The 7,622-nt window shown below is 41.6% G+C and carries 7 protein-coding genes and 1 rRNA gene; all 8 read right to left on the reverse strand.

Features of this window, described 5'->3' with window-relative positions:
• Positions 1–162: 162 nt before the first annotated feature.
• The 8 genes from hisC to rrf all read right to left on the reverse strand — a co-directional run bounded on the left by hisC (position 163) and on the right by rrf (position 7,618).
• Entirely contained in the window at positions 163–1,254 is a 1,092-nt protein-coding gene (gene hisC / locus FTT73_RS15500) for a histidinol-phosphate transaminase (RefSeq protein ID WP_005095854.1), read from the reverse strand.
• A 151-nt stretch (positions 1,255–1,405) separates the two neighbouring features.
• Positions 1,406–2,707 carry a histidinol dehydrogenase gene (gene hisD, locus FTT73_RS15505; RefSeq protein WP_081273097.1) on the reverse strand — a complete coding sequence of 434 codons (1,302 nt, stop codon included), beginning with the start codon at positions 2,705–2,707 and terminating at the stop codon, positions 1,406–1,408.
• Between the two features lie 186 nt (positions 2,708–2,893).
• A complete protein-coding gene (gene hisG / locus FTT73_RS15510) occupies positions 2,894–3,595 on the reverse strand; it encodes an ATP phosphoribosyltransferase (RefSeq protein WP_004646025.1) in 702 nt (233 codons plus the stop codon).
• The gene (murA, locus tag FTT73_RS15515) at positions 3,595–4,851 is read right to left on the reverse strand and encodes a UDP-N-acetylglucosamine 1-carboxyvinyltransferase (protein ID WP_005172524.1); all 1,257 of its coding nucleotides are present in this window, start codon (positions 4,849–4,851) and stop codon (positions 3,595–3,597) included. The genes hisG and murA overlap by 1 nt, the downstream gene beginning before the upstream one ends.
• 7 nt (positions 4,852–4,858) lie before the next feature.
• Positions 4,859–5,110, reverse strand: a complete 252-nt coding sequence (ibaG, locus tag FTT73_RS15520; protein WP_004730742.1) for a BolA family iron metabolism protein IbaG — start codon at positions 5,108–5,110, stop codon at positions 4,859–4,861.
• 133 nt (positions 5,111–5,243) lie between these two features.
• On the reverse strand, positions 5,244–5,576 hold the full coding sequence (gene hpf / locus FTT73_RS15525; RefSeq protein ID WP_005172527.1) for a ribosome hibernation-promoting factor, HPF/YfiA family: 333 nt from the start codon (positions 5,574–5,576) through the stop codon (positions 5,244–5,246).
• A gap of 183 nt (positions 5,577–5,759) precedes the next feature.
• Positions 5,760–7,211 carry an RNA polymerase factor sigma-54 gene (locus FTT73_RS15530; protein ID WP_180001088.1) on the reverse strand — a complete coding sequence of 484 codons (1,452 nt, stop codon included), beginning with the start codon at positions 7,209–7,211 and terminating at the stop codon, positions 5,760–5,762.
• A gap of 292 nt (positions 7,212–7,503) precedes the next feature.
• A 5S ribosomal RNA gene (gene rrf, locus FTT73_RS15535) occupies positions 7,504–7,618 on the reverse strand.
• Between the last annotated feature and the right edge of the window lie 4 nt (positions 7,619–7,622).

Below are 7,622 nucleotides of genomic sequence, written 5' to 3' on the forward strand. Positions count from 1 at the left end.
GATATAGGGCTGTATCTGATGGAATACTACAATCGGATACGACCACATCAATTTAATAATGGTATCAGCCCTTTTGCAGTTGAACAAAAACTTAAAACTGTGTCCAATATTTGTTGACCACTACAGAATGCCTCCCTTTAAAACGGGAGGCTAGAAAGGATTTTAATTACACAAAATCTCATTTTTTAGCGTATCTACTAAACGCTGATTTTGCTCATCTGTACCAATCGTAATACGCAAGAATTGATTAATACGAGGTTTGTTGAAATAACGCACGATAATACCACGCTCACGTAACTCACTCGCGAGCTCACCTGCATCTTTAGATACGAATGTGGCAAAAATAAAGTTTGCACTCGAAGGTAATACCTTAAAACCAAGCTCATTCAGCTGAGCTACCAACTTTTCACGACTGGCAATGACTTTCTGATTTTGTGCCTCAAAGTATTCCTGATCTTCAAAAGAAGCCACCGCTGCCGCAATCGCAAAACGATCCATCGGATAAGAGTTGAAACTATTTTTGACTGCTTCAAGTGCTGCAATTAAATGTGGCTGAGCAATGGCAAAACCCACACGTAATCCTGCAAGAGAACGCGACTTCGATGTAGTTTGACATACCACTAGGTTTTCGTATTTCTCAACCAGCTTGACTGCCGATTCAGCGCCAAAGTCGACATAGGCTTCATCAATCACCACCACTGAATCTGGATTGGCTTGCAGAATTTCTTCAATCGCAACCAAACCAAGATCAATACTGGTTGGCGCATTCGGATTAGTGATGATAATGCCGCCATTGGCTTGTTTATAATCATCTACCACAATTTCAAAGTCATCATTGAGTGGTAAAATTTTGGTTTTTACCCCAAAGAACTGACTATATACCGGATAGAAACTATAGGTGATGTCTGGATAAAGCAATGGCTGTTCTTGAACAAAGAATGCTTTAAAAATGTGCGCTAAAACTTCATCCGAACCATTCCCGACAAAAACCGTCTCTACAGGCACATGTTGCTGTTTCGCAATGGCCTGTTTAAGTTCAGATGCATCAGGGTCAGGATAAAGACGCAGCACATCAGCTGAATTGGCCAATACCTGCTGCACTGCCGCAACCACTTTAGGCGATGGCGGATACGGATTTTCATTGGTATTCAGTTTTAAAATATTCTGGATTTTTGGCTGTTCACCCGGCGTATACGGTTCTAATTCACGTACGTCAGGACTCCAAAAACGCATTTGCTCTGTGGTGATATTCATTTTTAAATTCTCAAAGTTCCCTCTCCTAACCTCTCTTACATTCACTTTAAAACAATGCTTAAAGCTCATTCAGAGAGAGGAATATTCATTCTTTATAATATTTCCCCTCTCCTTAGTAGGAGAGAGTTAGGGAGAGGTTTTATATTTTTAATTACTGGTAACGATAACGCGCCGATCTCGCATGCGCATCCAGATTTTCCTGCTGTGCCAAAATATCTGCTGTTTTCGCCAAGGTTTTAACACCCTCTTGTGAACACATGATCAGGCTTGATCGCTTCTGGAAATCATAAACCCCCAGCGGTGATGAAAAACGTGCTGTACCTGAAGTTGGCAAGACATGGTTTGGCCCGGCACAATAATCACCAATCGCTTCAGGGGTGTAACGACCCATGAAAATCGCGCCTGCATGGCGAATATCTTCTGCCATCTCTTGTGCTTCATCTAAACATAGCATGAGATGTTCTGGCGCCACTTGGTTAATCAGCTCAGCACCTTCAGCACGGTCTTTTACCAATACCAAAGCACCGCGGTTCTCAATTGAAGTACGTGCAATATCTGCTTTCGGTAATGCTTCTAAGTGTTTTTCAATCCACTTTTCAACAGCATCTAAAAGTGCTTCATCAGGTGTAATGAAAACGGCTTGTGCCACAGTGTCATGTTCAGCCTGTGACAATAAGTCCATCGCCAACCATTCAGCGTTATTCTCGCCTTCGGCATAGACCAGAATCTCAGAAGGGCCTGCAATCATATCGATACCGACCTGACCAAACACCGCACGTTTTGCTGCAGCCACAAACCGGTTACCTGGACCAGTAATTTTATCGACAGGTGGTACGGTTTCTGTACCATATGCGAGTGCTGCAACGGCTTGTGCACCACCAATCGTAAAGACACGTGTTACGCCAGCCAAATATGCAGCAGCCAATACCAATGGATTGAGTTCACCATTCGGGGCAGGCACCACCATAATAATTTCAGGGACACCCGCCACATGTGCAGGCACTGCATTCATCAGTACTGAGGATGGATAAGATGCCAGACCACCCGGCACATAAATCCCGACACGATCCAGTGGAGTCACTTTCTGACCGAGCGTATTCCCCAAAGCATCGACATAAGTCCAGCCATCTTGTTTTTGGGCCTGGTGAAACTCACGCACACGCGCTGCAGCTAATTCCAGTGCTTCACGAACTTCAGTCGTTAAACCTTCAAAGGCAGCTTTGAGCTGCTCTTGTGTCAGTTCTAGCTCTGAAAATTGATGCGCCGGATGTCGATCGAACTGTTGAGTGAGTTTAAGAACATGTGCATCACCATGCTGACGAACATCAGCAATAATTTGATCTACAGTTTTTAAAAGTTCAGGATCATTCACAGTCTCAAAAGCCAACAAGTCAGCAAATGCTTGCTTGAAGTTTTGATCTTGGGTCGATAAACGTCGCATCAATTTACCCATCAGGTTTGAATTCGAAGGCTTTAGTTTACCTGTTTTCTAGGCTTTTGTCGGCAGACATAGTGCTCTAGCTCTATGAGTTTTATTGAAAATAGCTTTGGGTAAAATTGATGAAAGGATTTAAATAGAATCTGATATATAGAGAAATAAGAAACCGCCCGGATTGGGCGGTTTCTTAAGCAATCAATTTTAAGCCTGTTTTGCCTTTTCGCGTTCTTCGACTGCTTTTTCAAGCTGAGCCAGAATCGGATTTAACAAGGCTTGCTTACGTTTGAAGCTGGCTTTATTGACGATTAAACGTGAAGAGACTTTACAGATTTCTTCAAGTGGCTCTAAACCATTGGCACGTAAGGTATTACCAGTATCGACCACATCGACAATGTAATCGCCCAGACCGACCAATGGTGCAAGTTCCATTGAACCATACAACTTGATCACATCGACTTGCTCACCCAAGCTGGCATAGTATTGCCGGGTTAAATTCACGTACTTGGTCGCAATTTTCAAACGACCTTTAGGACGCTGCATCCCGACTTTACCAGCTGTCATCAATTTACAAACCGCAATTTTCAGGTCTAATGGTTCATAGACATTTTGCGCACCATGTTCCATCAATACATCTTTACCCGCTACACCAATATCGGCTGCACCATTTTCTACATAAGTCGGCACATCAGAAGCACGTAAAATTAAAATACGAACCTGTTTATGCGTAGTGGGGAAAATCAGTTTACGTGATTTATCCGGATCTTCCAGTAAATTAATCCCTGCTGTTTCAAGCAGTGGCAATGTTTCTTTTAAGATACGACCCTTACTTAATGCCAAAGTTAAACCATGATCAAAATTGCCCATTACGTCAAAGTTTGGATCATCGTTTCTCATATCGCTCATTAATTTACTCGCTTAATTTGGGCACCTAAACTTTGTAACTTTGCTTCTACATTTTCATAACCGCGGTCAATGTGATAAATACGGTCAATCAGTGTTTCACCTTCAGCGGCAAGTGCTGCCAGTACCAAAGAGAAAGAAGCACGTAAATCTGTTGCCATTACGGGTGCGGCAGAAAGTTTTTCTACCCCAGTTACGACAGCATCATTACCTTCGACCTGAATGTTTGCCCCCATACGGGCCAACTCAGGAACATGCATAAAACGGTTTTCAAAAATCGTTTCTGAAATTGTCGCAAAGCCTGCAGCAATGGCATTTACAGCCATGATCTGGGCTTGCATATCAGTTGGAAATTCTGGATGTGGCAAGGTCTGGAAGCTTACGGCTTTCGGACGTTTACCCAGCATATCTAACTCAATCCAGTCGTCGCCACGAGTGACTTCTGCGCCCATTTCTTCAAATTTATCCAGCACAGCTTCCATGAGGGATGGATCTGTGTGTGTGGTTTTGATACGACCACCTGTGATTGCAGCCGCCGCCAGATATGAACCCGTTTCAATCCGGTCAGCCACCACTGCATATTCACAGCCATGCAGACTTTCAACACCAGTCACGATTAACGTATCGGTATCCAAACCTTCAATTTTGGCCCCCATCTTGATCAGCATTTGCGCAAGATCAGTGATTTCAGGCTCACGTGCTGCATTGCGAATTGTGGTCACACCATCGGCCAAGACTGCAGCCATCAGAATATTTTCTGTACCACCGACAGTCACCATATCGAAAACGACTTCGCCACCTTTAAGACGGCCATCGACTTTGGCATGCACATAGCCTGCTTCAACTTCAATCTCTGCACCCAAAGCTTCCAACGCTTTTAAATGCTGATCAACAGGACGTGAACCAATTGCACAACCACCCGGCAAAGACACTTTTGCACTGCCATAGCGCGCCAATAAAGGGCCAAGCACTAAAATAGAAGCACGCATGGTTTTCACGAGCTCATATGGTGCAAACTGGTTATCTAATGTCGAGGTATCCGCAGTAACGGTATCACCTTCATAAGTCATGGTGATCCCAAGACCGGCAATTAGCTTCACCAATGTATTCACATCTTTCAGATCAGGAACATTTTTGAGCGTAATTGGCGTATCGGCAAGAATCATTGCTGCTAATAATGGAAGCGCGGCATTCTTAGCACCAGAAATACGCACTTCACCTTCGAGCTTGATACCGCCCTGAATTAAAAATTTATCCATTAATTTATTAAGCTCCAAATAAGCTTGCTTTGCGCCATTCTTCTTTTGTCATTGCTCGAATTGTCACTGCGTGAACTGCACCACTGGCAATATGGGCATTGAGAGGAGCATAAACAGCTTGTTGACGTGCAACTGGACGCTTACCTTCAAATTGATCATCCACAATACGGAGATCAAATTTTCCGCCCTGACCACTCACAGCAACATCCGCCTCGGGAAAAGCGGCTTCTAAAATTTCAGCGAGCTGTTCATTATTCATCACAAGACCTCTTATAGGACTAAGGGTGTAAAACGAGCCATTTTACTATAAATAGCAAAAATAATTCATGGATCCATACATTATATATATAAAAAAAAGAGGCTTTTAAAACCTCTTTTTCATCATTTGTCCTTTACAAAGCCAAAGCATGCTGCTGTAAATGTATTTCCCGATATCGATCGATCTGGCGTTTTAATTTTTCTGTCAGAAGTTTAATGGAAGTATACATATCATCTGCTGTGGCATGGGCAAAAAACTCGATGCCCGGCAATCGGATAATCGCTTCTGCGATATGATTACTACTGCCTTTTCTGGAGCGTTTATCAATTTGATGATCTTTAGAGAGTTTCACTTGCATACTATTCACCTGATCAAGATGCTTGGTCATTTGTGAAAATTTGGTTTTTATACGTTCTTCAATTGCTGGCGTAATAGATAAATGATGTCCACGAATTGTTATTTGCATAGTTCTATCCCTCACCTTCGTTAGGATTAGAAGAGTCACAATATAAAATAATTTAAATACAGCAACTTATAACTCAAAAATCGTATTTTAAGCACTGATTCAAATCATTTTCACTGTTCCTCAAAAGAAAAAAGATTCATTATGCTGTCATAATGAATCTTTAGAATAGCCAGATTTTAAATTTTAGATCAAGACCTTTCGCTCAGAAGATGAAGGAATATGTAACGATTCACGATATTTCGCCACCGTCCGTCTTGCCACATCAATCCCTTCATTTTTCAATATATTGGCGATTGCATTATCAGACAAAGGCTTACGGGCATTTTCTTCAGAAACCAGTTTTTTGATCTTGGCACGAATGGCAGTAGATGAAGCCTCTCCACCTGAAGTCGTACCCACATGACTCGAGAAGAAATATTTTAATTCAAATAAACCACGCGGTGTCAGCATATATTTATTGGTGGTCACACGCGATACGGTCGATTCATGCAATTCTACTTCTTCGGCAATATCTCTTAAAACCAAAGGTTTCATCCCTTCAGCGCCAATTTCCAAGAACATTTTCTGATGTTCGACAATACAGGTTGCCACTTTTAATAATGTTTTATGCCGCTCATCAACGCTTTTAATGAAATTTTTTGCTTCTAGCATCTGGTTACGTAAATATTGATTATCGTCACTTTGATCTGCACGACGAATCATTTTGGCATAGAAAGGATTGACGCGTAATTTTGGCAGTACATCCGGATTTAAATTGACATGCCAAGCGTTATTCTTTTTCATGACCACAACATCTGGCACCTGATAATCCGATTCTTTATTTTCAAATTCCAAGCCCGGGTGAGGTTTCAGAGTTTTTAATAAATCTACCGCACAGCGTAACTGCTCTGGATTTAGCCCGGTTTGTTTAATCAGTTTAGGAAGTTCATTACTAATCAGTAATTCATAATGTTGTAGAAGCTTGATTGCATCATTTCGGTAAGGCGTTGAGGCAGGTAAATGATCAAGCTGAACCAACAGACATTCTGCCAAACTTCTAGACCCTACACCCACCGGATCTAAACGCTGAATATGCTTTAATACGACCGCAACTTCATCATCTTCAATTTCCTCCTCACTCCCCATCGAAGATAGAAGATGTTGTACCGATGCAGTAATTTCAGTCAGCTCAGCATCTAAAAAGCCTTTGTCATCCAGGGAATCGACAATGCAATAAGCGATCAATTTATCAAGCTGTGAAAAATTTAACAGGTTAATTTGCTCAAGCATATATTCCTGTAAGCTCTGATGCCCTTGACGATTGTCTTCGCGCTCTTCGAATTCAGCCGCACCTAAGCTGGTAGGTTGATGAGTATAGACATCATCCCAATCGGTATCTACAGGTAGGTCATCGGGAAGGTGATCCGCATTGAGCTCATTAGTTAGGTCTTTGTGTTCATTATTTGATTCAAGTGTCGATAAGCGTTCAAGAGTAATCTGTTCTTCAACTTTTTCTAATAGAGGGTTACTATCAAGTTGCAGTTGAACTTCTTGTTCCAGTTCCAGACTCGATAATTGTAATAGCCGAATTGCTTGCTGCAATTGTGGAGTTAATGACAGCGAGTTCGCAATTTTTAAGCCCACTGATAATCTCATTATAACCCCCTTAATTAAAAATCTTGTTCTATAAGCAATTTTTATGCCGTTTTAATTTTTATAACACAGTTTTACCAAAAAACATACGAACTGGCTTTCAAATTCTTATATTTCCCAAATTAATAATTCTCAAATATTTGATTTACAAGAACAAAAAATACCCATTAACGATTTCGCTAAGGGGTGTTTTGAGTAAATTCAGAATATTATTTTTACTATATTTAATTTTACTATAAATCCCGCGCACAAAAAAACACCCCCAACTGTTAAGTTGGGGGTGTTTGGAATAATGAGCTGGCGATGACTTACTCTCACATGGGTAACCCCACACTACCATCAGCGCAAAGAGGTTTCACTTCTGAGTTCGGGAAGGGATCAGGTGGTTCACTCTTGCTATTGTCGCCAGCACAA

It is taken from the genome of Acinetobacter sp. YH01006 (assembly GCF_013420445.1).
GTDB classification, from domain to species: domain Bacteria; phylum Pseudomonadota; class Gammaproteobacteria; order Pseudomonadales; family Moraxellaceae; genus Acinetobacter; species Acinetobacter pseudolwoffii.

Coding starts and splice junctions, on each gene's coding strand:
- hisC (WP_005095854.1), bottom strand. CDS start 1,254: ATGAATATCACCACAGAGCAAATGCGTTTTTGGAGTCCTGACGTACGT.
- hisD (WP_081273097.1), bottom strand. CDS start 2,707: ATGGGTAAATTGATGCGACGTTTATCGACCCAAGATCAAAACTTCAAG.
- hisG (WP_004646025.1), bottom strand. CDS start 3,595: ATGAGCGATATGAGAAACGATGATCCAAACTTTGACGTAATGGGCAAT.
- murA (WP_005172524.1), bottom strand. CDS start 4,851: ATGGATAAATTTTTAATTCAGGGCGGTATCAAGCTCGAAGGTGAAGTG.
- ibaG (WP_004730742.1), bottom strand. CDS start 5,110: ATGAATAATGAACAGCTCGCTGAAATTTTAGAAGCCGCTTTTCCCGAG.
- hpf (WP_005172527.1), bottom strand. CDS start 5,576: ATGCAAATAACAATTCGTGGACATCATTTATCTATTACGCCAGCAATT.
- FTT73_RS15530 (WP_180001088.1), bottom strand. CDS start 7,211: ATGAGATTATCAGTGGGCTTAAAAATTGCGAACTCGCTGTCATTAACT.